17 protein-coding genes and 2 pseudogenes are annotated in these 25704 nt (G+C 37.2%); 9 read left to right on the top strand and 10 right to left on the bottom strand.

Annotated features, from left to right (window positions below; translation table 11 throughout):
• The first annotated feature begins 151 nt into the window (after positions 1-151).
• Positions 152-1240 (top strand): ArsO family NAD(P)H-dependent flavin-containing monooxygenase, encoded by a 1089-nt coding sequence (locus tag G4D73_RS15295; RefSeq protein ID WP_026444402.1) that lies wholly within the window; start codon positions 152-154, stop codon positions 1238-1240.
• A gap of 327 nt (positions 1241-1567) precedes the next feature.
• Here G4D73_RS15295 and feoB read toward each other — a convergent pair whose 3' ends face one another.
• The 3 genes from feoB to G4D73_RS15280 are packed head-to-tail and all read right to left on the bottom strand — an operon-like array spanning position 1568 to position 4939.
• Positions 1568-3397: a ferrous iron transporter B gene (gene feoB, locus G4D73_RS15290; RefSeq protein WP_034171691.1), complete on the bottom strand. Its 1830-nt coding sequence runs from the start codon at positions 3395-3397 to the stop codon at positions 1568-1570.
• Complete coding sequence (locus tag G4D73_RS15285; RefSeq protein ID WP_004665962.1) at positions 3387-3647, bottom strand: FeoA family protein; 261 nt, start codon at positions 3645-3647, stop codon at positions 3387-3389. The genes feoB and G4D73_RS15285 overlap by 11 nt, the downstream gene beginning before the upstream one ends.
• 11 nt (positions 3648-3658) lie before the next feature.
• Positions 3659-4939, bottom strand: a complete 1281-nt coding sequence (locus tag G4D73_RS15280) for a cation transporter (protein ID WP_005105969.1) — start codon at positions 4937-4939, stop codon at positions 3659-3661.
• A 90-nt stretch (positions 4940-5029) separates the two neighbouring features.
• On the opposite strand from G4D73_RS15280, the gene cadR reads away from it, so the two are divergent.
• From cadR to G4D73_RS15240, 8 genes and pseudogenes are all read left to right on the top strand, one after another.
• Complete coding sequence (cadR, locus tag G4D73_RS15275) at positions 5030-5422, top strand: Cd(II)/Pb(II)-responsive transcriptional regulator (RefSeq protein WP_004281856.1); 393 nt, start codon at positions 5030-5032, stop codon at positions 5420-5422.
• Positions 5423-5564: 142 nt separating this feature from the next.
• Positions 5565-5975, top strand: coding sequence for a hypothetical protein (locus G4D73_RS15270; protein WP_004733191.1), 411 nt, complete (start codon positions 5565-5567; stop codon positions 5973-5975).
• A gap of 49 nt (positions 5976-6024) precedes the next feature.
• Entirely contained in the window at positions 6025-7392 is a 1368-nt protein-coding gene (locus tag G4D73_RS15265; protein WP_004281854.1) for a TolC family protein, read from the top strand.
• A gap of 1 nt (position 7393) precedes the next feature.
• Positions 7394-8629 carry an efflux RND transporter periplasmic adaptor subunit gene (locus G4D73_RS15260; RefSeq protein WP_004281853.1) on the top strand — a complete coding sequence of 412 codons (1236 nt, stop codon included), beginning with the start codon at positions 7394-7396 and terminating at the stop codon, positions 8627-8629.
• On the top strand, positions 8619-11777 hold the full coding sequence (locus G4D73_RS15255) for an efflux RND transporter permease subunit (RefSeq protein WP_005407475.1): 3159 nt from the start codon (positions 8619-8621) through the stop codon (positions 11775-11777). The genes G4D73_RS15260 and G4D73_RS15255 overlap by 11 nt, the downstream gene beginning before the upstream one ends.
• An 86-nt stretch (positions 11778-11863) precedes the next feature.
• Entirely contained in the window at positions 11864-12763 is a 900-nt protein-coding gene (locus tag G4D73_RS15250; protein ID WP_213687776.1) for a cation diffusion facilitator family transporter, read from the top strand.
• 157 nt (positions 12764-12920) lie between these two features.
• A complete protein-coding gene (locus G4D73_RS15245) occupies positions 12921-13625 on the top strand; it encodes an IS6-like element IS1008 family transposase (RefSeq protein WP_180181286.1) in 705 nt (234 codons plus the stop codon).
• A 37-nt stretch (positions 13626-13662) separates the two neighbouring features.
• Positions 13663-14002 (top strand): annotated as a pseudogene (locus G4D73_RS15240) (DUF4236 domain-containing protein).
• Between the two features lie 131 nt (positions 14003-14133).
• On the opposite strand, the pseudogene G4D73_RS15745 reads toward G4D73_RS15240, so the two are convergent.
• The 7 genes and pseudogenes from G4D73_RS15745 to G4D73_RS15215 all read right to left on the bottom strand — a co-directional run.
• Positions 14134-14238: pseudogene (locus G4D73_RS15745) on the bottom strand (HNH endonuclease); the annotation flags it as partial.
• A 35-nt stretch (positions 14239-14273) separates the two neighbouring features.
• On the bottom strand, positions 14274-15506 hold the full coding sequence (locus tag G4D73_RS15235; RefSeq protein ID WP_001255534.1) for an ATP-binding protein: 1233 nt from the start codon (positions 15504-15506) through the stop codon (positions 14274-14276).
• A 268-nt stretch (positions 15507-15774) separates the two neighbouring features.
• A protein-coding gene (locus tag G4D73_RS15230) for an IS5 family transposase (RefSeq protein WP_411800830.1) occupies positions 15775-16526 on the bottom strand; the annotation gives its coding sequence in 2 pieces (ribosomal slippage) (positions 15775-16292 and positions 16292-16526; 753 coding nt in all).
• 358 nt (positions 16527-16884) lie between these two features.
• Complete coding sequence (locus tag G4D73_RS15225) at positions 16885-18540, bottom strand: HNH endonuclease signature motif containing protein (RefSeq protein ID WP_180038966.1); 1656 nt, start codon at positions 18538-18540, stop codon at positions 16885-16887.
• A gap of 1328 nt (positions 18541-19868) precedes the next feature.
• Complete coding sequence (locus tag G4D73_RS15570) at positions 19869-21077, bottom strand: hypothetical protein (RefSeq protein ID WP_228305214.1); 1209 nt, start codon at positions 21075-21077, stop codon at positions 19869-19871.
• 131 nt (positions 21078-21208) lie between these two features.
• On the bottom strand, positions 21209-23323 hold the full coding sequence (locus tag G4D73_RS15565) for a hypothetical protein (protein WP_228305213.1): 2115 nt from the start codon (positions 23321-23323) through the stop codon (positions 21209-21211).
• Positions 23316-25700, bottom strand: coding sequence for a hypothetical protein (locus G4D73_RS15215; protein ID WP_228305212.1), 2385 nt, complete (start codon positions 25698-25700; stop codon positions 23316-23318). The genes G4D73_RS15565 and G4D73_RS15215 overlap by 8 nt, the downstream gene beginning before the upstream one ends.
• Positions 25701-25704: the final 4 nt, after the last annotated feature.

Genomic DNA, 25704 nt, shown 5'->3' with positions numbered 1-25704 from the left:
AATACTGCGCCTCATTGCCAGGTCAGTAACACTTTTATGCTGTACCGATGAAGTGCTGTTAAAGGTACAATGAATATTGTAAAAACCCAGTCTTCATGATTGGGTTTTTACATTAAAGAAGTCAGAGATAAATAAGGAAAAGGTGAAGGCTTTGAACCAGAAACAGACTGAAACTGATGTGATCATTATCGGTGGTGGGCAGGCCGCTTTATCTACCGCTTATTTTTTAAAGCGCAAGAAAATCCCATTCATTATATTGGATGAGCAAAATCAAGCGGGGGGTGCCTGGCTGCATACCTGGGAGTCATTGCGTCTTTTTTCTCCTAATACCTGGAGTTCTCTATCCGGTTGGATGATGCCCATCACTGAACAGACCTATCCAACACGAAATGAGGTGATCCAGTATTTATCGGCTTATGAACAGAGATATCAATTTTCGATTGTTCGTCCAGTACATGTCGATCGTGTGGAATCGAAGGGAAAGTATTTAGACGTATATGCTGGAGAAAAGTTTTGGCGAGCCAAGGTGGTGGTCAGTGCAACAGGGACATGGCGCCAGCCGTTTATTCCTGATTATCCGGGACAGGAAAACTTTCAAGGCACGCAGTTACATTCAGCCCATTACCTGAATGCAGATTCATTTAAAGATAAGAAAGTCATCGTGGTGGGTGGGGGGAATTCGGGCGCGCAAATACTCGCTGAGGTTTCACAAGTTGCTGAAACCATTTGGGTCACAAAAACTCCGCCTCAATTTTTACCTGATGATGTCGATGGTCGAGTACTGTTTTTAAGAGCAACTGAGCGTTTAAAAGTACAACAAGAAGGAAGAAAAGTTGACCAGCCAATAGGTGGCCTAGGTGATATTGTGATGATCGATAGTGTCAAAGAGGCAAGGAATAGAGGAGTCTTACATAGCCGTCCACCTTTTCAATCTTTAGCTACAGATGCAGTTATTTGGCCAGATGGAAAAAAAGAGAAAATTGATGTGATTATTTGGTGTACTGGATTTAAGGCTTCATTAAATCATCTAAAAAGTATAGATATAGTAGAGCGAGATAACTTTGTAGAAGTTCAAAATGGAAGGTCTATTAAGTTACCTAACTTGTGGTTAGTTGGATATGGAGATTGGACAGGTATGGCATCTGCAACATTAATTGGCGTTTCTAGAACAGCGAGAGCTACAGTAGATGAGATCTTCACTTATCTACAAGAAATTAATACTAAAAAATTTTCAGAATAATTATCCATATCGAGTATAAGAATTTTAGAATCGGTTTTGTGTCTAGGCTACTGGGAGCATTCCAATATTTTGATTATTATTTCACTAAAAGTGTCTACAAGATCATGCTCTTCATTAAGCCATAATTTTTGATATTTAAACCTAATTTCATGAATTGCACTAAAAAGAGGGAACTCTTTCATAATTTATAATTAAATTAGAAGTTTTCTTAGGAAGCTGTTTAATATTATTGATATCTATACAGTTTTTCTTGTAAAAGCGCTTCATTTATAGTGAGTATTTCAATAAAATAAGGGAGCTAGCTCCCTTATTTTATTCATTTGCTAATTAAAGATTACTCGCAACTTGATATGTGATGAATGAAAAGATGTAGGCTAATGCAAACAAATAAGTTGCCATAATGATGGGCTGTTTCCAGCTGCCAGTTTCTCGTCTAATTGTTGCTAACGTAGCAAGACAATGGGGAGCAAAAATAAACCATACCAATAATGATAAACCTGTGGCTAACCCCCATCCATCCGGGCCTGAAATTTGACTTAACAGACTTTGAGTTACTGTATCTTCATCACCTGACATCGCATAAATCACCCCAAGAGCAGCAATTACAACTTCCCTTGCTGCCATAGCAGGAATGAGTGCAATACATATTTCCCATGTAAACCCAATAGGCGCAAATATAGGATGAATTAAATGCCCTAACTGACCAGCTAAACTATAGTTAATGGCCGGCATGGTTGCATTATCTGGTGGTTGAGGGAACGTGACTAGCACCCATAACAAGATAGACAGCGCAACGATAATGCCACCAACTCGTTTTAAGAAAATAGTTGCCCTATCATATAAGCCTAATGCAATATTTCTAATATCTGGAATTCGGTATGTGGGAAGTTCAAAAATAAAAATACTTTCAGTTTTATCTTTTCGAACCAACTTCAGAAAGACTGAAACTAATAACGCTGAGACTATTCCCGACATATAAAGACCAAAAAGGACTAATCCTTGCAGACTTAACCAGCCGTAGATTAATTGGTTGGGAATAAATGCCGCGATCAATAAAGCATATACTGGCAATCTTGCTGAACAGGTCATCAAGGGTGCAATCATAATTGTTGCTAATCGGTCCCGTTCAGAGCTGATACTTCTGGTTGCCATAATTCCGGGAATGGCACAAGCAAAACTGGATAGCAGAGGAATAAATGAACGGCCGCTAAGCCCGGCTTTAGACATTAATTTATCTAAAAGAAATGCTGCCCGGGGTAAATAGCCTGACTCTTCAAGCATTAAAATGAAGAAGAATAAAATCAAAATCTGAGGCATATATGCAAGCACGCTACCTGCACCAGCAATTACCCCATCCACAACCAAGCTTTTTAATAGAGGATGTTGGATTAGTGGTCCAATAAAATCACTGAGCCATGCGACAAAATTTTCAATGAATTCAATAAAAGGCGTTGCCCATATAAATACCGCCTGGAACATCACAAACATGGTTAAAGTTAAGATTACTAAACCCAATACAGGATGTAGAAAAATTTTATCTAGAAATGCGGTTCTTTTATCACCACTGTCATTATTTAAAATAACTTGTTTGGTGATTTGTTTGACCTGTTCAAAATGACTTAATTCAGAATGATAAGGAGTAATAAAAAGATTTTTTTGATCTAATTGATTAATTAAATCTTGAATTCCTTTTGTTTTAACTGCGACAGCTTCAACTACAGGGATACCTAACAGTTGAGACAGTTTATCCTTATCAATGGAAATACCACGCTTTTTGACCTCATCCATCATATTTAATACAAGAATCATAGGGCGATTTAGAGCACGAACTTCGAGAACCAAGCTCAAATGTAAGCTTAAATTTGTGGCATCTACAACGCATATAAAAATATCGGGTAGAACTTCACCTTTTAGCTCGCCCAAACAAACTGCCCTGGTGACTTCTTCATCTAAACTACTAGGTTTTAAACTGTAAGTTCCGGGTAAGTCCAATACTCGTACTGCATCACCAGAAGGTAATTTAAAAGAACCTTCTTTTCTTTCTACGGTAACTCCAGCATAGTTGGCAACTTTTTGTCGCGTACCAGTAAGCGTATTAAATAAAGAGGTTTTTCCACAATTTGGATTACCGACTAATGCAATGTTCTTAATCTTCATTGGATACTAACTCTACAAAAATTCTTTCAGCTTCATTCTTTCTTAATGCGAATCTTGAAGTTTCAATTTGAACTAAAACAGGATCTCCGCCAAAAACACCTTTAGCGAGTACTTGTAGAGTTTCACCCTCTCTAAAACCTAATAGTTGGAGCCGTTCCAATACGGGATCAGTGGTATGACTGTATTGATTACCTTTTTTGAGATCTCTAATTTTGACGATCTGATTTTGTTTAACTTGAAATAGATTCATTTTCGATACTCTTACTTCAAAGCCAAAATCTTTCGAGCACCATTAAGCACGAATAAAGAAACCAGGATGCCAATGATTAAGTCTGGGTAAGCTGATCCCGTCCACGCCACGAGTACACCGGCAAATATAACGCCCATATTTACGACAACGTCATTCGCCGAGAAAATCCAACTGGCTTTCATATGTGCGCCATCTTCTCGATGACCAGAAATAAGATATAAGCATGTCACGTTAGCTATAAGTGCGAGCAGGCCAATAACAATCATGAGCGTTGATTCTGGCTCGCTTCCAAACATGAATCGTCTAATGACATCAATAATCACGATGACAGCAAGTAATAACTGAATCCAACCTGCGAAATGGGCTGCTTTCACTTGATATTTCGCAGCTTTTCCGACGGCATATAGCGCAATACCATAAACGGCTGCATCGGCAAACATATCTAGAGAATCAGCAATCAATCCTGTAGACGCAGCAATAATTCCGCTGATGAATTCTATAAAGAAAAGTAGAGCATTAATGCCTAATAACAGTTTAAGTACTTTAGCTTGTCTCACAGGATCAGGTTCATTAGGTATATCGCCTGAAGAAAGCTGTGTTTCATCAAGTTTCGCCCCAAAACCCAGTCCTTCAAGTTTGGCCGTAATTTGCTGACTCCCTTCATTATGGAAGACTTTCAGTTTTCGATTGGGAAGATCAAAAGTAAGACCTTTAACTGCTTCAATATCTGCAAGAGCCATACGGACCATTTGCTCTTCAGCAGAGCAATCCATTTTAGGAATGGTGTAGGTACTTGTTTGCTTAGCCTGTTGATTGCTTATATAAGTTTCAGTCTTCACAAGCTTTGCACCAAAACCCAAAGCTTCAAGTTTGGTGGTTATATTTTCATCTTTTTGATTATGTAGAACCTTTAAAGAACGGTTAGGTAAATCAAAGATGAGTTTTTGAACACCATCAATTGAAGATAGCGCCATACGAACCATCTGTTCTTCCGCAGAACAATCCATTTTGGGAACTAAGTATTCACTCATGTAGTGCGAATTTTTTAAAACGTCTTCAGTGCTTAAATTTTCTTTGGGATCAGAACCACAACAGGATTGAGCGGTATCTTCACAACTGTTTGAAGTGTTACAGCAAGGAGATGAAGATTTTTCTTCTTCCTCTTCACCACAACAGCTAAGCGTATTATTACAATTCTTTGAATTGTTTGCTTCTGCAATTGATGGATGATTTTCTTGTTGAGATTTCTTATCTTTGCATGGTGTTTCTTTACTACATCCACAACCACTCATAATTATACCCATTAAAAAAATTTATAAACTTTGAATATTAGAATCCCTATAGTTACTATAGAGTCAAGATTTTTTGGAAATACCAACTCAATGCATTTAAAAATTGGTGAACTCTCTAAAAAAACCTCATGTTCAGTATTAACAATTAGGTTTTATGAAAAGGAAGGTTTAATTCCGGAACCCGAAAGAACGGAAGGAAATTACCGCCTTTACGATATAGGCTATGTTGAGCGAATTAAGTTTATTTTGAATTGCCGAACTTTAAATATGAGTTTGAATGAAATTCGTCAATTACTCACCTATAAAGATAATCCCAAGAAAAATTGTTCAGATGTGAATGAATTAATTGACTTACATGTCAGTGCTATCAGAGAAAATATAATCAAGCAACAAAAGCTTATTGAACAATTATCTGATTTAAGAGGTACTTGTGATGGTTTATGTACAATTGACCAATGTGGAGTTCTAAAAAATCTAGCTTGATTATCTAGACCTATGCTTTTTTCAAAAACTCTGTATATCTTTACTTAAGGCTGCAAAAAGATTAAGGTGACTTAAATTTTGTGATCAGATCTTAGATAGCTTTGGTTAGCTTCCGATTGGTGTTTTAAATACAGATTTGTGTATGAAGAGAAAAACATTTCTAATCCAGATATTGGTACTCTTATTCACATTCCAGAATATTTGGAGTGTGGCAGAGGCTGCTTGTCTGCATGAAATGCCAAACATACCCAATTCAATACTCTCTAATCCAATCGATTTAGACGAAAAGAGTGATAGTCCTCGTCAAGCACTTTATTCCCTAGAAAACTATAAAGAAATCTATGACTATTGTCAGAAGGTTTGTTTTAACGAAAAGTGCAGTCATTTCTCAAATACAATCGTGATTCAGATTGACCCACCCGATGATCTGAAGCTTAAAGCTAATTTTGAGACCGGCATTACCCCAACTTATTTGGGAATAACTTTTTATAAACCCCCTTATCTGGATCAATTAACCCCGCCTCCCGATTTGCCCCTACTATTGGTGGGGTAGTCTTATAAAAGCCCACCACTCCTAATTTCATTATGCGTGGGGCATTTTCATGTCAAAAAACAAATTACATCAGGATACCTCCATCCTGAATTTATCCTGGTCAGCCTTAGGTAGCGGTATCTTGCTATCTGCAATGATCAGCTTCAGTACTTCCGTAGTCGCCAGTACTCAAGATTTAACGCTGCAGCAAGCTATTGAGCAGGTTAACCAATATCAAGCGTCCCAAAATTTCTGGGAAACGCAAAACAGCATTAATGCCACGAATCTTCAGCAAAGTAAGCTGTTTAAAAATCCTGAACTGTCAGTTGAACAAACGGGATTTGGTTCAAATAATGAAAAAGAGCTTACCATTGGCATATCACAACCCTTGGATATTTTTGGTGAGCGAAGAGCAAACCAAAAATTAGCCAGTCTCTCTACAGATAAAACAGCGCTGAAACAGAAGATTTATCAAGCACAAATTGAGCTTGCAGTGAAATATGTATGGTCACAACTGGCCATTGCTGAACTTGAAAAAAACATTGTCAATGAACAACTTCGGGTGAGCCAAGAAAACCTTCAAGCAATCGAAAAGCGCTTTAATGCAGGCAGTATTGCCCAAGTAGATGTAAATCGCGCACGTTTAAGCCATGCTGAAAATATCCGTCTTTTTAGACAGGCAGACTTACAGGTACAAGTGGCCACCCAACAATTATCAAATTTATGGGGTACGTCTGATAAGTCATTGCAGGTAAACCTCTCTTCACAAAAGCTCTGGCCAAAATCGACTCATGAACAGGTTCAAGAATATTTAGCGGAAAACTACGTTGAGAAATATCGAGCTTTACTGGTATTAGAGTCTCAAGCAACGGTTGATCAACTAAGGGCAAAGGCACGTCCTAACCCCACTTTAAACCTAGGTGTCAACCGCACCCAATCCTTGGAAAACTCCACACAAAATCAATTAGTAGTCGGAGTCAGTGTACCGCTTAATATTTTCGATCGTCAGCAAAATGGCATAAAAATCGCGCAAGAAAAAATGAACTTATTAGAGCGTCAGAAAGAGTTTTATCTGAAGCAAAATGCGCTGCAAATAGGCACAATTTTAACCGAGTTGCAGGGTTTAGAGCTGCAATTCAAAGTCGTTGACGAGACTCAAATTCCTTTGGCGACTCAAGTTCAAAGTAAGACGCTACAAGGTTTCTTGGCAGGCAAGTTTGCTTTAACCGATGTTCAGCAAGCCACGCTTCAATTACAAGACATCCGTCTGCGTAAAGTCCAGTTGTTACGGGATGGCTGGCAAAAGGCCATTGAAGCAGAAAGTTTGAGCTTAGGCATTAGCCCAAGTGAAGTCATGTCGAAAGATGCTATTGCACAAATCAATCAAAACTTATGGCAAGACATACAGGCCATGCCTGTCATTGGTGGGGGAAATTAACATGTTCGATCTTAAAAACAGCTTAAAAAAACAGAGCGGAAAAATCTCTCAACCTCTACTGATTAGTTTGGTTATCGGCGCTACCGTACTCCTCAGTATTTTTTTGATCTTAACTGGTAAGAATAAATCGGAAACATCAGATGAACATGCAGAGGAAGAAAGCGGAGAAGAACATGGCGGTGAAACCGAAGAGCATGCAGAAGGTGTGAGCCTGACTGCCAAGCAACTGGTGGAACAGGGCATACAATTATCAGCGGTCGATCAAGGCCCGGTGGTTAAATTAAGTTCTTATCCTGCCAAACTGAATGTGAATACTGACCAGCAAGCGCACGTCTCACCGAGTTTTAGTGGTCATGTAGAAAATGTCTATGTAGAACTCGGTCAAAAAGTTCAGAAAGGACAGCCTTTGGCTGCGTTGCTTGTTCCTGATCTAGTTGATCAGCAGGCCAATCTTAAAATTGAACAAACCAACCTTGAACTGGCGAAACAAGACTATGATCGTGAGCGTCAGCTTTGGTCACAGGGCATTTCAGCAAAACAGGACTATCAACGTGCTTATAACAGCTATAAACGGGCACAAATTCAGGTTCAAGCGGCCCAATCACGTTTAAGTGCATTTGGTGCAGTGAATGCCAGTAACGGACGCTATATTTTGAAAGCTCCCATTTCTGGCGTGATCAGTAAAAAGGATTTGGTTCTCGGGGAAAATGTTCAGTTAGCCGATCAACTCTTTACGATAGACCGGTTAGATCAACTCTGGCTTGAGTTTATTGTTCCAAATTCTGAAATTATGGGCTTAGCCCCGAATCAAAAGATCGAATTTAAATCCTTGCAAACAGAAAAGGTTTATCAAGCTGTTATTCAGACTTTAAATACTGAAGCGGATATTCAAACAGGTCGTCTTCAGGTGCGAGCAAAAGTTGAATCGAATGCAACCGAATTACGTCCAAACTTGATGGTGAACGTACAGTTGCAACAACGGAGTGAAAGTACCGCATTACGGGTACTTAAGTCCGCAGTTCAGAATGTCGATGGAAAAGATGTGGTTTTTGTCGCCACTCAGCATGGACAAAAAGTTGAATTCAGTCCGCAACCTGTGAAATTAGGGCAATCATCTGGGGAGAGCCAATGGATTGAAGTGGTGAGTGGGCTTAGTCAGGGACAAAAATATGCCGCTCAAGGCAGTTTTTTACTGAAATCCGAGCTGGAAAAAGGAGAGGCTTCACATGAGCACTGAAACTCCTCAAATTCCAGACCACGAATCGGTAAAACCTGAAGGACTGTTTGATCGACTGATCCAGTTTTCTATCCATAACGCAATCTGGGTCATGCTGTTTATTGCGGCTTGGATTGCTATTGGTATTTATAGTTATCAAAAGTTACCGATTGATGCTGTACCAGATATTACCAATACTCAGGTGCAGATTAACACTTCAGCCAATGGTTTTACGGCTTTAGAAATGGAACAGCGGATTACATATCCAATCGAGAATGCCATGTCAGGCATGCCGAAAATGGAACAAACCCGTTCTATTTCACGCTACGGCTTATCGCAAGTGACCATCATTTTTGAAGATGGCACGGATATTTACTGGGCCAGACAGCTTATCAACCAGCGCTTGCAAGAAGCAATGGGAGAAATGCCTGAAGATGTGCAACCTAACATGTCACCTATTTCGACAGGTTTAGGTGAAATCTATCAATGGGTGATTAAAGCCGAACCAAATGCTAAAAAACCGGATGGGACCGCTTATTCGGCTATGGATTTACGTGAAATTCAGGATTGGATTGTAAGGCCACAATTACAGCGCGTAAAAGGCGTTGCGGAGATCAACAGCATTGGTGGCTTTAATAAAACCTATGTGGTTGCCCCGGATCTGAACCGATTGCAACAATTGCAAATTCCTTTGTCTGATTTACAAACTGCCTTAACAGAGAATAATGAAAACCGTGGTGCTGGCTATATTGAGAAAAATGGACAACAGCTAACGGTTCGTGTTCCCGGCACTTTAAACACGATTGAAGATATCCAGAACATCAGTATTGCCAATAAAAACGGCTATCCGATTCGGGTGGCAGATGTCGCCAATGTCTCAATTGGTCATGACTTGAGAACAGGGGCTGCAACCTATAATGGTGAAGAAACTGTATTGGGTATTGCCATGATGATGATGGGAGAAAATAGCCGTACCGTTGCTCAAGCCATTGATGAAAAGGTGCAATCGATCCAGCAATCGCTACCTAAAGGTGTGGTGATTGAGACTGTGTATGACCGTACGCATTTGGTTGATCGGGCGATCAAAACCGTTCAGAAAAATTTGATTGAGGGTGCAATCCTCGTCATTGTTATTTTATTTCTCTTTCTAGGTAATTTCCGTGCTGCGCTGATCACGGCTTGCGTTATTCCACTGTCAATGCTGTTTACCTTGACGGGAATGGCAGAGCAGAAGATTAGTGCAAATCTGATGAGTTTAGGGGCACTGGACTTCGGTATTATTATTGATGGTGCAGTGGTTATTGTAGAAAACTGTATCCGTCGGCTAGCAGAAGCTCAGAAGCTGAAAGGTGGTTTACTTAGCCGTTCTGAAAGATTTAAAGAAGTCTTCTTGGCTGCAAAACAGGCGCGTCGTCCTCTGATTTTTGGACAGTTAATTATTTTGGTGGTTTATCTACCTATCTTTACCCTGACGGGTGTAGAAGCCAAACTTTTCCATCCTATGGCAATGACTGTTGTACTGGCTTTAATTGGGGCCATGATTTTATCTGTCACTTTTGTGCCAGCCGCAGTTGCCCTATTTGTCACTGGAGAAGTCAAGGAAACCGAAAGTCGCTGGATGCATTGGCTTAAAACCAAATATGAACTGCTTTTAGATAAAGCCTATGAGCTTCGTTTATTTGTGACTATTGTGGCTGCCTGTATTTTAGTGCTTACGGGCGTGCTAGCCACTCAAACAGGTAGCGAGTTTGCACCTCAACTGGGTGAAGGTGATTTTGCTGTTCAGCAAATGCGTTCCCCAAGTACAGGGTTAGAACAGTCACTGAGAATGCAGGAAAATACTGAAAAGTTACTGTTGAAAGAATTTCCTGAAATTAAAGCGATCTTTGCTCGTACCGGTACAGCAGAAGTGGCCACAGATGTTATGCCACCCAACATTTCAGATGGCGTGGTACTGTTAAAACCTCATGATGAATGGCCTGATCCAAAACAAACGATTGATGAGCTTCGCCAAAGAATGATTACTTTCTTAGCGACATTGCCGGGAAATAACAGTGAGTTCTCGCAACCCATTGAACTGCGCTTTAACGAGTTAATTTCAGGGGTGCGAAGTGATGTGGGTGTCAAATTATTTGGTGATGACATGGAGATTCTAAATCGCGAAGCGAATAAAATTTCTCAAAAAATTAACTCAATTTCAGGCGCGACAGCCGTTAATGTAGAACAGACCAGTGGCTTACCCTTGTTGAATGTAGAGGTGGATAAGTCCAGAGCTGCACAATATGGCTTGTCGGTAAGAGCAATTCAGGATCTGGTAGCTACAAGTGTCGGTGGCCAGAATGTTGGAACAATTTTACAGGGAGACAAGCGTTTTGATTTTGTCATCCGTCTAGATGAATCCCAGCGTAGTCCTGAACAGTTAGCGGTACTTCCTATTCAATTGCCGAATGGTGGTTTAGTCCAACTGCAAGATGTGGCACGCGTTGAAAATATCCTGGGTATTAATCAGGTCAGCCGTGAAAATGGTAAACGTCGAGTGGTTATTACTGCAAATGTAGAAGGACGTGATTTAGGCTCATTCGTAACAGAGCTTCAGAGCACGTTATCCAAACAGGAATTACCAAGCGGTTATTGGATAGATTATGGCGGTCAATTTCAAAATCTGATGTCTGCAAAAGCGCGTATGCAATTGGTGGTTCCGCTCGCATTGTTGACGATCTTTATTTTATTGATGGCTGTATTCCATAATATCAAAGAAAGCTTACTGGTCTTTAGTGGTGTACCGTTTGCCTTATGTGGAGGCTTAATCGCGTTGTGGTTGCGTGACATTCCATTATCCATGTCAGCAGGGGTTGGCTTCATTGCACTATCGGGGGTGGCTGTACTGAATGGCTTAGTCATGCTCACCTTTATCAAAGAGTTGCGACAACAATATGACCTTTATTATGCAACGTGGCAGGGTGCAATTTTGCGTCTTAGACCTGTGCTGATGACCGCTTGTGTGGCGTCCCTTGGGTTTGTCCCGATGGCTTTGGCAACCGGAACTGGGGCAGAAGTACAGAGACCTTTAGCAACAGTGGTTATTGGAGGAATTATCTCCTCTACCCTGCTTACATTGGTTTTATTGCCCGTACTGTACCGCTGGATGAATGAAAAGAAAGTTTCTTAATCCAATAGATTAGTCGATTTACAGCAGAGATATTGGCTGTTATCCAATATCTCTGCTCATCATAAATAGAATAAGGAAAATATTTTATGTCAGAACATCATGATCATAGCCATGCGGTTGTTACTGAAGAAAATAGTAAGAAGTTAATGGTTGCCTTAGGTTTAACGACTACTTTTTTAATAGTAGAAGTTGTCGCTGCTTTTATTACCCAAAGTTTGGCTTTGTTATCTGATGCAGCTCATATGTTTACTGATGTAGCCGCTTTAGCTATTGCTCTTGCCGCTATCAAAATTGGTAAAAAAGCCGCAGATGATAAAAGAACTTTTGGCTATCAGCGATTTGAAATTTTAGCGGCTCTGTTTAATGCGGTGATGCTTTTTGTGGTAGCAATATATATTGTATATGAAGCTTATCAACGTTTTACGAACCCTGCTGAAATTCAAAGTGTTGAAATGATGATTGTCGCGGTCATTGGTTTGGTCGTAAATTTGATTTCAATGAAAATCCTTTCTGCTAGTGCTGAAGGAAGTCTAAATATAAAAGGTGCATATTTAGAAGTTCTTAGTGATGCTCTAGGATCGATAGGCGTGATTATCGGAGGAATAGTTATTTATTTTACCCAGTGGATGTGGGTTGATACCGTAATCGCTGTGTTAATTGGCTTCTGGGTCTTACCTCGAACTTGGATTTTATTAAAACAAAGTATTAATATTCTGCTTGAAGGAGTTCCTGATGAGATTGATATTGAGTCGTTAAGAAATGATTTATTGAAGCTAGAGGGCGTTGAAGGGATTCATCAGTTGAAAGTCTGGGCTATATCCTCAAAAAATATTCATTTAACTGCTCATTTGGTTGCTCCGAATAGCAATACAGATCAACTCTATCAAAAGGCCTTAGACGTTCTAAAACATAATCATAGTATTACTGAAATTACGTTACAAATAGAAAGTACGGAATGTAATACATTGGAACAGCATAAACATTAAAGTGCTGCTCTTTCTACATAATGGACAGATGACTAGGCTGATAAACCTTACCATTTTCCTGTATTACACTTCTATTTATCACACGCACTTTAAACGGCACTGTTGCAAATAACCACGAATGGTAAGCTGAAGACTGTTTTAGCTAAAGGTGCAGCATATGAATCCTTTCCATGGTCGGCATTTTCAGGGCGAAATCATTCTTTGGGCTGTGCGCTGGTATTGTAAATATGGCATTAGCTATCGTGAACTGCAGGAAATGCTGGCCGAACGGGGTGTGAATGTTGATCACACGACTATTTACCGTTGGGTTCAACGTTATGCTCCTGAAATAGAAAAACGTTTACGCTGGTATTGGCGTAATCCTACAGATTTACATTCATGGCATATGGATGAGACTTATATCAAAGTGAAGGGGCGATGGACTTACCTGTATCGTGCAGTTGATCAACGTGGTCATACGATTGACTTTTACCTTTCCGCTAGACGGAACAGTAAATCAGCCTATTGTTTTTTAGGAAAAATCTTCAATACGGTGAAAAAATGGCAAATTCCACGGGTCATCAATACAGATAAAGCAGCGACCTATGGCCATGCTTTATCACGGTTAAAGCGAGAAGGAAAATGTCCAGTAGATATTGAGCACAGGCAGATTAAGTATAAAAATAATGTCATTGAATGTGATCATGGTAAGTTAAAGAGAATCATCAGGGCCACATTAGGATTCAAATCTATGAAGACGGCTTATGCCACAATTAAAGGTATTGAAGTCATGCGTGCACTACGTAAAGGACAAGCATCGTCATTTTATTATGGTCAGCCTCAAGGTGAAGTGTGTCTAATCAACAGGGTTTTCGGTCTCTAAGCACTTTTAAAAAGGAACTTCATCGACTCAAATCTCTATTTGCAACAGTGCCTTTAGATTTCGTAAAAGTATTAAATTATTCCCGGGTTTTAAAATTAATCTGACCCATAAAGGCATCAGCAGTGCCAGCATTGGCAAACCTGGTGCTTCTCTAAATATTGGGGAAAAAAGGTACGCGAACCAGTGTCGGTATTCCAGGTACGGGACTATCTTACTCTAAACAACAGCCTTACTCTAAAAAGACCCGTGTTCCACAACCGACATCGCTAGAACACACGGAATATAATCCTCAGAATTTAGAACAACCGAAGACAAAGATCTGGCCTTGGATTATTTTTGGAATATTGTGTTTTATGGTGGGTGCCGTCATTTTTTAGCAAGAACAGCATTGTATTTTAATCAAAAAAAATGCCCACACGGATGAATGGGCAAACTAAGGAATTAATATCCTTCAGAAACTCCAGCGCAATTCTCGCTACTTTCAGTAAGCGACTGTAGCTCAATCATGATGATCTGACTCAATCGAGTCGAGGTAAATCAATCCATCACAAATGGAGTAGAAATTATGCTTGATCACATTCTTGGTTAATGCTGAAAAGTCTTTGGGTTTTGATCAATAAATAGAAGTGCCGATGACTACCCTCAACTTTACTTATTTTCAGATAGCAACCAATCGAGAGCACTCATTTTTACAATACCATTATAATTTGCTTCAGTCCCTATCGTGTCTAAGGTAAGTAAATATTTGGGATACGAATCAGAAATTTTCTGTAATGGACGTAACTCTCGGCTGAGTGTCTCCTCATTGAGCGTTTCTAATGCCACCTGATAATAAGTTAAATTCTGTAAAGTATCGACAGCAACAAAATCAATTTCATATTCATCAACCCGCCCTACATAGACCGTATAACCTCGTCTGACAAGCTCAAGATAAATCACATTTTCTAAGATATGACCTTGATCAGCATTAGCATCAGGCAACATAATCCGGCGCAATCCGACATCAACTAAATAGTATTTTTCAGAGGATTGTAATAACTCACGCCCGCGTACTTTAAATTGTGCGGCACTATAAAATAACAAACTGTCCTGTAAGCCCTGAATATAGCGTTTTACTGTTTCAAATGAAATCTTAACCCCACTTGAAACAAAGGTATTTTTAATTTTATTGATGGAAATAGGTGAGCCTGTCACGCTTGCCAAATATCTTGCGACACGCTCGAGAGAGTTAATATCGGCAGTATTCAAACGGGGAATAACATCTTTAAACATTACACTGGCATAGACCGCTTGCAAGTAATCATAAGTTTCCTGCTGGCTAGTCATGGCAAGCGTATAAGGGAAACTACTGCGCGTATACATGGCATACAAATCACGATTGGATAATTGTTGGATGATCGGATTATTTTCAATATGCCACTGTTTAAATTCTTGGAATGACAGAGGTAGAACGTGTTGCTCGATATAGCGTCCTGTAAGTAAAGTCGCAAGTTCTCCACTTAGAAAGAATGCATTTGAGCCTGTAATATATAAATCGATATAATCCCGAACATATAAGGAGTCGACTACTTTCTCAAAATTTGTAACATGTTGTATTTCATCTAAAAAAACGTAGTTTTTTTTACTTTTATCAACTTTGGACAATACATAATCATGTAGTTTACGGTAATCGGTGAGTTCTTCAAATTCCATAAATTCGAAGTTGATGGCAATGATGTTTTCGGCTTGTACACCCTGTGCTTTTAGGTCTTGTTGAAACATCGCCAATAAGGTGGATTTTCCAGAGCGACGCACACCTGAAAGTACTTTAATGACATCACGGTCTTGCCATGTATTCAGAAATTTTAAGTAGCCATCACGTCGAATATTAGCGCTTCTCATTATTTATACTTAGAATCTAAAGTTTTAATAAATTCTATCAAATTTTAGAACGTATATGTAAATATATTTAATTTTAGAAAAAGTTTAAAGGTTAAGTGAAACATTCAAAGCTACTTTAGAAGCATGTAAACAGCAGATCTGATCAAAATCCAAATTCTGTCTTTTTGATTATTTTCCATGTTATGTTATTTCATTGATGCTACGAGTTAACTGCTATATAAATTAAGTGAAAAGTAAATGGAACTAAGATGTTAACTAGGGTGTGTCCTCATTTGGCTTTGCACCAAATAAATATACAGGCTATACGAATCATAGATTTATAATTGCGTGCCAGTTTATCAAATCGAGTTGCAATAGCACGGAAATGTTTTAATCTCGAAAATGCATTTTCAACTAAGTGTCTTAATTTATATAGATATTTATCAAATTCCTTATTCGATCTCTTACTGTTTGATCTCAATGGAATAATGGGAATCATATTCTTGTTCTTGGCATATATTCTAATGTACTCAGCATCATACCCCTTATCAGCAATGAGATAAGTTGCCTCGTCTACCGTATCAATCAGTTGTTTTGCAACTTGACTGTCGTGGACGTCACCCCCAGTGATTTTAAAATCAATCGGTAATCCATTCGCGTCGGTTGCAAGATGTATTTTTGTTGTTCGTCCACCACGTGATTGTCCAATTGCTCTTTCGAAACCATGCCGAGCTCCACTTGCATGTTGATGCACGCGTATGTAACTTCCGTCAATGAATACCCATTCTTGATCCAAGACGCCTCGTAATCTAAAAAAAATTTATCCCACAATCCCTTGCTTGCCCAACGATTAAAGCGATTGTAAGCAGTTTGCCAAGGACAAAATTCTTGGGGAATATCACGCCATGTGGCGCCTGTACGCAGTTTCCATAAGATCGCTTCCATGATATTTCTACTATTCTTTGAACAGTAACAACCGTGTAATCGCATAGTATCTTGAATTTGCTGCCAGATATCATCGGTGAGAAGAGTACGTGCCATTGAAAAAATATAGAAATCAAAAGAGCTTAAAGGAGGATTTTAAGTATTTAAAACCAATTTTTCAAATGAGGACACGCCCTAGAGTGGAACTCATTTTTATTGTGCTAATGGTATCAGCCTTATTGCGTATGAATTGCTAAAAGGTTTATTTTAAAGTCACCTATACATGTTTTTGATCAAAAAAAATGCCCATAGGGGGAATCTATAGGCAAAACTAAGGACCTTGACGGTCATTCAGAAACTACAGCTAGTTTCTGGTTGTGATTCTAAAGTGAATTAAAAACAACCACATTGGCTGAATATATCAAAAGTTAAATCATTGATAAATTTTAGAAAATTAATTTACCCCCTCTGCTGCTCAATACAGTAATTCACCAAACAAATCCGCTCTAATCTCTTCCAGGCTCAGATCTGATTTCATCCTATTACAGATGGGATGAACCAGCAGACCATTCTCTAGAACGCCTTGCCCACCTACGGCTTTGGCAATCCTATGATCCGATTCAGTAGAATCAAGATAGATCAATCCATCACAAATGAGGCAAAAGTTATGATTACCCACCACAAAATTGTGCTTAAGCAGACTCTTGGTTAATGCCGAAAAGGCCTTTGGCTTTGACCGAGAAATTGGACTAATCGACTCCACATATCCCACCACATTCTTGACTACTGCATCATCATAACCACCCAAAAACCTTTCGACATAGAACTCGTTAAAGTTTATGTACTTGAAGGCCTTAGACATGGACAGAATAAAGGTATTCAGGCATTTCTCATCATCAAAATCAACCTCCATTTCCAAGCTTAAGCAAATAAAGGCTTTATAGACAATTTGTAGCCGATCATAGCCCTTGATACCACTGCCGAACTTGCCGACCGTTTCGGTGGTCGCCACGGGGAAATTGGCGATCAAGAACTCAATACTACGGCGTACCCGGGTGAAGTCCTTGAAACTAATCTTTCGATGATGAATCTGCATGCGGCTTTCATGAATTTCATACACAATTGAAAACCATGCAAGAAAAGAAGTAATCTGAAAACGCTGATCCTTATAAAAATATAAGTATGGATGTAAGCCCAAACTCGGAACCCCAGCATTTTTTACAGGCGTCGCTATTCTGCAAAGAATGGTCAACAGATGCGACATTAGGTTTTCAACGCGCTCCCCCTGATTCAGACTCATAATATTATGAATCTGATCACCCGCAATGATATTCATCAGCTCATTGACCAAGCCAATTTTTTTGCCATGACTCATTTCATTGTCTAATAAAATGGTCGAAAAAAGTAGCTGGTGGATCCTCTCCCCTAACTCAATCAACCCATTTAAACGTGTATATTGGAGCTCTTCTAGGTTAGATTTATTGTCATTGATATAACAACAGGCATAGATCGCATAATACGCGTCACTACCGCGATTTCTTAGGTGATATTCCTCATATTTATCTAAACGTTTAGTATCTGAGTTAATCGATTGAAATACCCGTCGCGCATCTTCCGGAGTTCCCAGTACCTGCCTGAAACTGATTTTAATATCGCCTAATTTCGATTTTTTTTCTGCGAATTCGGCATCAGTACAAATTTTTTGAAAATCAGCGAGATCTCCTAAATAATTGCGGAGGTAACGAATATCTTGTTTTTGTGGATCATTGAAATTAGGTGCTTGAGTGACTTGCTCATCCGCAAAATATCTATTAATCCACGCATAGATACAGGAAAGACGATGTGCTCCATCAATAATGTAAATATTGCCGTGTATATCTTTCCAATACAAAATGCATAAATTGATGTTTTGATCTTCTGTGCAATCCTCAATAAAGTTTGCAATTTCTTGCACGCTCCAACATTCCGTAGAACGCTGGTTATCCGCCTTAAATAAACATTTGATGATTGGATGCTTTTCAAAATCAGTCAGTGCCACTTCAAAATTGTCACGCTGCATTGAAGGTGTCATTTCTTCTGGCAACATGACTTTACGCTGAATAATATTGGTCAATAGTCGTGTAGAACCCATTTCTTATTTTCTCCAGGCAACACTTTCCTACTTTCGCACAAGTACGAAATTTGAAAATGTATATAGTTGGATTTGGTTAAAGCTGTGAATTAAATGACCGTCAATATCCAGTCAGCGCTAACAAAAGAGACCTAAGAGAAATGGGGGGATTAGATAATAAAATCTTCATGTTTAGTACCTGTAGTTTAGAGTTGACTATCTACAACCATCTTTTCCACGAGATGGAGGTAGACCAAACAGGGGTGGAAATACCGCACTACAGAAGACGGCCAGTCATAGACTGCCCTGCCTGGCCTACCATAATGGCAAACTAAGCATAATAAGCACAAAAAACCGCTAAAGCGGTTTTAATGCTTCTGTAGTAATTTTCAGGTTTCCACGCCCGATTACAGATTTTGCTGTAATGTAATTATCATATGGGTATCTTTTTCTTTGGTCAAACCAAATTAGAATTTTTTATTCATTTTTTAGTGATATTTTAAAATTGAATGCTGGCTTAATTTTTTCAAAATTTTAGCCGAAAAAATCCCTGTATTTTACCTACATACAAGGATGCGTGTTTAGCTCAAAATCTATGCTGCATACTTATAGAAGGATTACCTAAGCTAATTAATTTATCTTCTCCATTTTTTGGGATCTCATTAAAATCTAAAAATAATCATATTGGTGGACTCCCAAGCCTTTGCTTTGTAAAACAGCAGGTTTAAAAAGCAAAGGCTTGGGCTATTTTTCTGAAATATATTTGCTTAGGCTATTTAAAAATTAGCTTATAAAATCAAACCAAAAACACAACCCAGTTTTCTATGCTGTATTTAATATTATAAATCTAGCAAAATTATTTTTTTTATTTATAAAAAATAAAAACTAATTTCCCTATTTTACAGAATAAAACAAATCAATTTATAGGGTAAATAATTTGTATTAACTCACTAGTCTATAAAATTTACCTTATATATAATTTTATATTTTATAGATTAAATTTAAAAAATAATATCCGAATAAATTTACAAGAATAATAAAAAAATACAATTAAATTTAATATTATTTTCTTCTGTGATTCATACAAAATCTTTTTATTTATTGAGTATTTTTTTTTGATAATCTCTCGTCCAGGCTATTCTCAAGAAAAAAAATTATCAAAAATCAACCTCACAGAGTGCACACCTCCCTCTTAGTGTCCCTTTTTTTGACCAAAAAAAAAGAGGAACCTTACATAAATAATGAAAAAATAATCAAACATGAATTACATAAAGTTATATACCACTGTTTTTTATATATTTTTTTAATATAAAAAAAACTGTAGCCCCCTACTGCTCCGGTAAAACATTTTAGACCATTTTCTTTTGACCCAGGGAAGGTACTCCAAGGCATTTCATCTTAAAAAAGATACTTTGTAGTACAATTTTTTGTATCAGATGATGCTTTGAATCTGCTTTTTTATTACTAATTTTATAATATTTTATTTTAACTTCACTCCCTATTTTTTTATCAAAATCACTTGAACTTGATTTTTCTATATCTAAGTAGGATTCTACGTCCGAATATATTTTGGTAATAAACTCTACAAATGAATCGTACAATTTTAAATCTTTTTGACAGACTGCTTCAAAAACTAAAACTGATCGATCATTTTTCAATGAAATTTTATTTTCCAAAATATAATAAAAATTTTTAATTTCTTTTTGGGTAATTTCTTTGTCAATTATGAATGGATGGCATATTCCATATAAATACGACCAATTAATCATTCGCTCCCAATTTAAATCCATTTCTTGCAGATCGCGCTCCTCACTTCTAGCTATTTCTTTATCTTTATAAATATAAAATTGTCTACTAATTGACTTTATTAAGTTAACAAGCTGGTCTTCAGGATTTATGATCCGGTCATTTGCTTTCCATTCCTGATATGATTCTAGAAATCTTTTTGGATATAAAAAACTCATTTGTTTTTTTTCAATTTCATCTTTTTTTAAGAATTGCTTTGGATCATTATGTTTTTCAAAAACCTTTAAAAAAAACTTAGATTTTTGAAGAATGTTAAAAGCTGATTCATCCTCAGATATCTTTAAGGATTTAAATTGAGCATTAATAATTTTGCTATTTTTTAGTAATGCACCAATCAATTCAGGCTGATATTCACGTTTTGCTGTATAAAACATGTCTGCAATTAAAATATTAAGATGATGTATATAGCTACTTGCGGTCACGTTAAAGTCTTCATGCCCCATTAGATGTGCTAAACGTTGCCATACATCTGCGCTATGTAATGATGCATGATCGATATTTTGCAATATATGCTTTTTAAGCCTACCTACAAACCTAGAGTCATAGTCAGTAAAACTACAGATAAGCTGGTGGCTGCCTTTCAATAAAATTGCTAAGTGTGATGCAGCACTATGCCTAAATGCGTGAAATGTATATGAATGATCACTTGTCCCTAATACCAGATTAAACAAGCTCCTAGTGATTTTTGATAATTGTTGATTTTCAAAGGTGAAGAGTAATGTATTCTGTACTTGTAATTCCGCTTCGCTCAAAGAAGCAGCTAAATATTTTTTATAAAAATCACAGAACTCTTTAAATTCATTTGGATTTAAAAAATAGGATAAATCAAACTGACGATTTGCATTTTCGTTTTTAACATTACGGTGAGAGTTGGAATGAATTTTTAAAACCAGATTTTCAATATCTGAATTGGATGATTCATTTGAAGTCGTATCTTTAGGATCTGACTTTGCTTCGTATATAAACGATTATTTTTAAGATGACTTCGAAGCTGTGCAGAGTCAAAATCATTGAGACGGATGCCTGTCACTTCATCAATACGCAAACCTAGTCTAAATGCGAGTCGATAGACCCATTGCAATGCAACTATGTCATTCCCTGAAATGCCTAAAATGTGTGGATAATTTTTCACAATTTTCATCATTAATTCAAACATCTGCGGACTAATGGTCCGTGTTTTTAAAAATTTCCCGCTGTCTCTCTGATGTTCATACAAGTACGCTACTACTGGTGCATCATGCTTGTTGACCAAATACTGATGAAATGTTTTTAACCTCGCGAAAGAATAGCCAGAGGTGTCGTGCTTTTTATTATCATTTTTCTCAGCGATTGTTTCCTGCTTTTCCTGATCTTTCATTGATTTTTCTAAAATAAGGTACTCATACATTTCTTCAAATTGTTCTTCGATGGCATTATTCAAATTTATTTGGTATTCTAAAATGTAAATTAAAAAGTCAGAAACGAAGCTGTGATAATAACGTTTTATCGATGCCACCTGAAGTGATGCTTTACCAGAGCCAGAATTGTAACCTAGCTCATACTTTAACCATTGGCATATCCGTAAATGTGCGATTGCCACCACATAATCAATATATTCCCCCTCTCCAGCTTCATAGGAACGTATATCGCCCTCTGATTTATTAATACTTGCGTTCAAAGCTTCATTAAACTTGGCTAGTGTCAACTCTTTACCATCTTCACTAAATGATAAAAGCAATGATTTTATATCATTACGTTTACCCATCCGTTTATCATTATAAACTTTAACGTTCTGACCACTAGTAGAAACAGAAAGCTCCACAGTGTGATGAGTATTTTCAATTCTTTCTTGAATCGTTTTCCAGGTATCAAGCTGATGATAAATAGCTATATGCTGTTCATATATCAAAGGCGTAGTGATAATTTTGTTATTAAGTACACTTGTACTCAATAGATCTAAATTTGGAATCTCCTGCCAAAGAACATAATCAATATGCTTGAAAGCAGAAAAACGACGTCGCCCAAACTCTTTGATAAATTGATGATCAGGAACAACATCTTTAAAATGTGCTTTTAGCCGCTTATAAAGTAAATCTTCCCGCTTAACTTTTTGATCTTGATCATCGTGTGTTTGCTGCCAAATACTAAGAGGCGATGTAAACTGTAATGCATAACCTTGGTTACCATGAAGATGCTCTCGGATACGCAAATAACAAAGCATTGAGATTGCGTTAAAATATATTTGCTGTGTTTGCCATAATTCCACATCTCCTTGGCTATCATAACGGTAGAAATTGCCATATTTTTGAGATGATAGAGTGTATGAGAAAACGTAGGCATGATTCTTTGAACCAGAGTAAATTGGCAGTAGTCCACTGTCTAGATTCATTTCAAAAATTGCATCATGAATTGCAATAAGCCGTTCAGGATGAATACATCCTTGATCGAAAATTAATGATATACATAGACATTCAAATAATATGTTTACTAAGTTTTGCTGAGCTTCAACTGTAGATTGTAAACTTATATTTTGAGTCTTTTTATTAAGAGAATAGCTCCACTTTTCATAAAATTTTTCTTTAAAATCAGCAAGAATAGCTCCATTACACAACTTGTCCTCTGTTAAAGTATTATCGCGGCGCGGTAATGTTGCTATTTTCCAATCTGGTAATTTAATATCGTAAATTTTTGCATGATCTGGATTTTTTTTTTGCCACTCCTGATACTCTTGTTCACAAATAATTTTAAAGTGTTTAAAACACTCCTTGAGGTAAGAGCGGAAATATTTTTTGAGCTGGGAATGCTCACAAACTTTTATTAAAACTTGCTGATAGTTTGTAAATTTATCAGCAATTCGTTGATCAAGAAGTTTAAAATCAATCTCGACACCATTCACCTTTTTCTGAGTATATTTATGATCAATCAGCTCAGAAATTTGATTAAAAATTGCTTTTGTTTCTGTTTCAATCGCATTTTGTAATTGCTCTAGAATCTCTTGATTTAGTTCTTTGTTAATCACGCGATTTTTCCTGGGTAAACAAGTCTAGCTCCAAAATTTCTAATTTTTTCAGTAACGCTTCAACCTGTTGTTGAATTTCTGTTTTGTAATGAAAAGGACTTAAGGATGAAGTATGGCCAAAACCCATGGCAATACCATCATGTGCATAAAGGGTATTATGAATATCACTGCTGAGTTCAAGATGGTTTTTGCTAAAATGCCTTGGCCAGTTTTTATAAATCTGAACTGTTTCTTTCAAGTAATGCGTCACAAAAGCTGCTGACATTGGTGCCAAAGTAAGATTGTCTGCTATTTCTATAAAGTCAACGCTATGCTTTTTGGAAGTCAGTTGAGGATGGATAAGAATACACAGCATGAATTCATTTTTTTTCCACTGCTCCTGCAGATATTTCATGCCTAATGCAGTGATTGTCTTATCTATATACTCTCTGTATGCATCAAAATGCTTTTGCCAATAACCTACTACAGGCACTAAACGACCTTCTTGTCGTGAACCAATTTTTTTGTCATGAATATAGATAAATTTTGATTTTGAATCATAATTTTTGATCAAACCTGGCATACCCATCGTGGGTCGTACAGTGAGGCAAATTAAAGACAGATGCCACATCCAAATGCTATAAGCATTTAATTTCTCAATCCGATTGGCTTCATCATTCGTTAAAGTAGTCTGTACATAAGCATAAAGATTTTTAAAAAATTGAGTTGCTGCTTTGATAGTCCAGCAACGCTGACTACCTATACGTTGTTCTCGGTCAAAGATATAACCCGGATGCTGCTCTTTTTTCCATAGATCACCTTTTTTTCGGTTTATTAAACAATCAATGTATCTTTTAAAATGTCTATTTATCTCTTCAATATTACGCCCTTCATAGGACCAATTAACCACATGATTCGTATCGTGATTTGCCATTAAGTGTGCTACGAGATCATCACCTGTCTGCATATTCAGATGGAAATATATTTGCTTTTCTAAAATTCCACATGAAATCTTGTCCAAATTATACGGTTTGAAAAGCTGCCTTAAAAAACGATTGTATTCAGGAACAGATAGTTCTTGAATAACATTTTTTTTAAATTGAATAATCCAAGCACTAGGAATATGCCATTTATAAGTGGATGCTTTGTTATAGCGCTGTAATTTATCACTCATAATGCCCGAATGATTTACATTCAACTTTGGATCAATCACCCAATAATAAGATACTTCGATTACTTCGATTACTTCGATTACTTCTGTTTCTTCTGCTACTTTTGTTTTTTTTATTCTTTTTACTTTTGTTTTTTCTAATATTTTTCCTTTTTCAATCAAATTATTAATATCTTTAAAGATAGTAGGACTCAGACCAGTCAGCAGTGACATCATGCCACATAATGCCAAAGAAGATTGATCATAAAAGATTGTACTATTTTCTTTGAGCATTTTATCCTGATAACAATCGTGCAATACGTTGTATACCTGATGTAATAAACTGGGTGCTAGATAAAGTGGATTACTTACAAATGGGACTTCACGTCTCTGAATAATTTTTTTGAGCTTTTCATCGGATATCATAGAACTTGCACGCTTACTGATATCATCATGTGTAGGATCAAGAATAGTTGCTGATTTTTCATCTATCTCGACTTCTGTGTCATCATTTTCTATATGAATAGGAGATGACCCTGAGTGGTTTGTTACATCAATCTCCTTTTTTATTCTTTTTATCAAATCCTTGATACTAAGTTTCTTCGATGAATTTAATTCCCTGTTGTTAAGCTCATTACAGACAATACAAAATTGCTCAATGTAACGGTCTAAATCTAATGAGATGGAGTGCTTTTGCATCTCTTCACCAGTTAAAAATTCTTTAAAATTGCTGGTGTTAAATTCATCGATTTTTTTAATTTCATTGGTAATTTTGTCACATGGTATTTTTTTTTCCCCACGGTCTTTAAATTGGTTCTGCAGTAACAGTTTTAATGCATAACATAGTTGATTAAATTTCTTATGTACTCTTTCATCATCTACTATTCGCTTAAAATCTATCAGTTTTGTGTTTGTGATAGGCTCTTTATCTTTAGAACTAGAATTCGGTAAAATGATAAGTTCTTTGAGCATTTCACAAATTAATCCAGTCAACAGATAACCATACTGATGCCCTTCTTGTTCAATTTTAGTCCATTGAGTTAAACCAGCCAGAATTTTATGTTCCGTCACAATTCTCTTTTTTTTAATAGTAACTTGGATTTTTTCTGCAGCAGCATACAACTCATTCTTATTTTGAACGTCGAAATCTTTGAAAATAGCTTTTTTTTCACCAAGTGACTGATTTACCCACTTTTCCAATACTTTGATTTCTTCGTGTAGATCTGACAATCCATCAGTATTAGTCATACAG

Source organism: Acinetobacter sp. WY4, assembly GCF_018438165.1.
Taxonomy (GTDB): Bacteria; Pseudomonadota; Gammaproteobacteria; order Pseudomonadales; family Moraxellaceae; genus Acinetobacter.
The sequence above is the reverse complement of the archived record's forward strand: the minus strand, read 5'-3'. Positions and strand labels throughout refer to the sequence as shown.

Coding starts and splice junctions, on each gene's coding strand:
- G4D73_RS15250 (WP_213687776.1), top strand. CDS start 11,864: ATGTCAGAACATCATGATCATAGCCATGCGGTTGTTACTGAAGAAAAT.
- G4D73_RS15280 (WP_005105969.1), bottom strand. CDS start 4,939: ATGAGTGGTTGTGGATGTAGTAAAGAAACACCATGCAAAGATAAGAAA.
- G4D73_RS15285 (WP_004665962.1), bottom strand. CDS start 3,647: ATGAATCTATTTCAAGTTAAACAAAATCAGATCGTCAAAATTAGAGAT.
- G4D73_RS15255 (WP_005407475.1), top strand. CDS start 8,619: ATGAGCACTGAAACTCCTCAAATTCCAGACCACGAATCGGTAAAACCT.
- cadR (WP_004281856.1), top strand. CDS start 5,030: ATGCATTTAAAAATTGGTGAACTCTCTAAAAAAACCTCATGTTCAGTA.
- G4D73_RS15245 (WP_180181286.1), top strand. CDS start 12,921: ATGAATCCTTTCCATGGTCGGCATTTTCAGGGCGAAATCATTCTTTGG.
- G4D73_RS15225 (WP_180038966.1), bottom strand. CDS start 18,540: ATGGGTTCTACACGACTATTGACCAATATTATTCAGCGTAAAGTCATG.
- G4D73_RS15270 (WP_004733191.1), top strand. CDS start 5,565: ATGAAGAGAAAAACATTTCTAATCCAGATATTGGTACTCTTATTCACA.
- feoB (WP_034171691.1), bottom strand. CDS start 3,397: ATGAAGATTAAGAACATTGCATTAGTCGGTAATCCAAATTGTGGAAAA.
- G4D73_RS15215 (WP_228305212.1), bottom strand. CDS start 25,700: ATGACTAATACTGATGGATTGTCAGATCTACACGAAGAAATCAAAGTA.
- G4D73_RS15260 (WP_004281853.1), top strand. CDS start 7,394: ATGTTCGATCTTAAAAACAGCTTAAAAAAACAGAGCGGAAAAATCTCT.
- G4D73_RS15265 (WP_004281854.1), top strand. CDS start 6,025: ATGTCAAAAAACAAATTACATCAGGATACCTCCATCCTGAATTTATCC.
- G4D73_RS15235 (WP_001255534.1), bottom strand. CDS start 15,506: ATGAGAAGCGCTAATATTCGACGTGATGGCTACTTAAAATTTCTGAAT.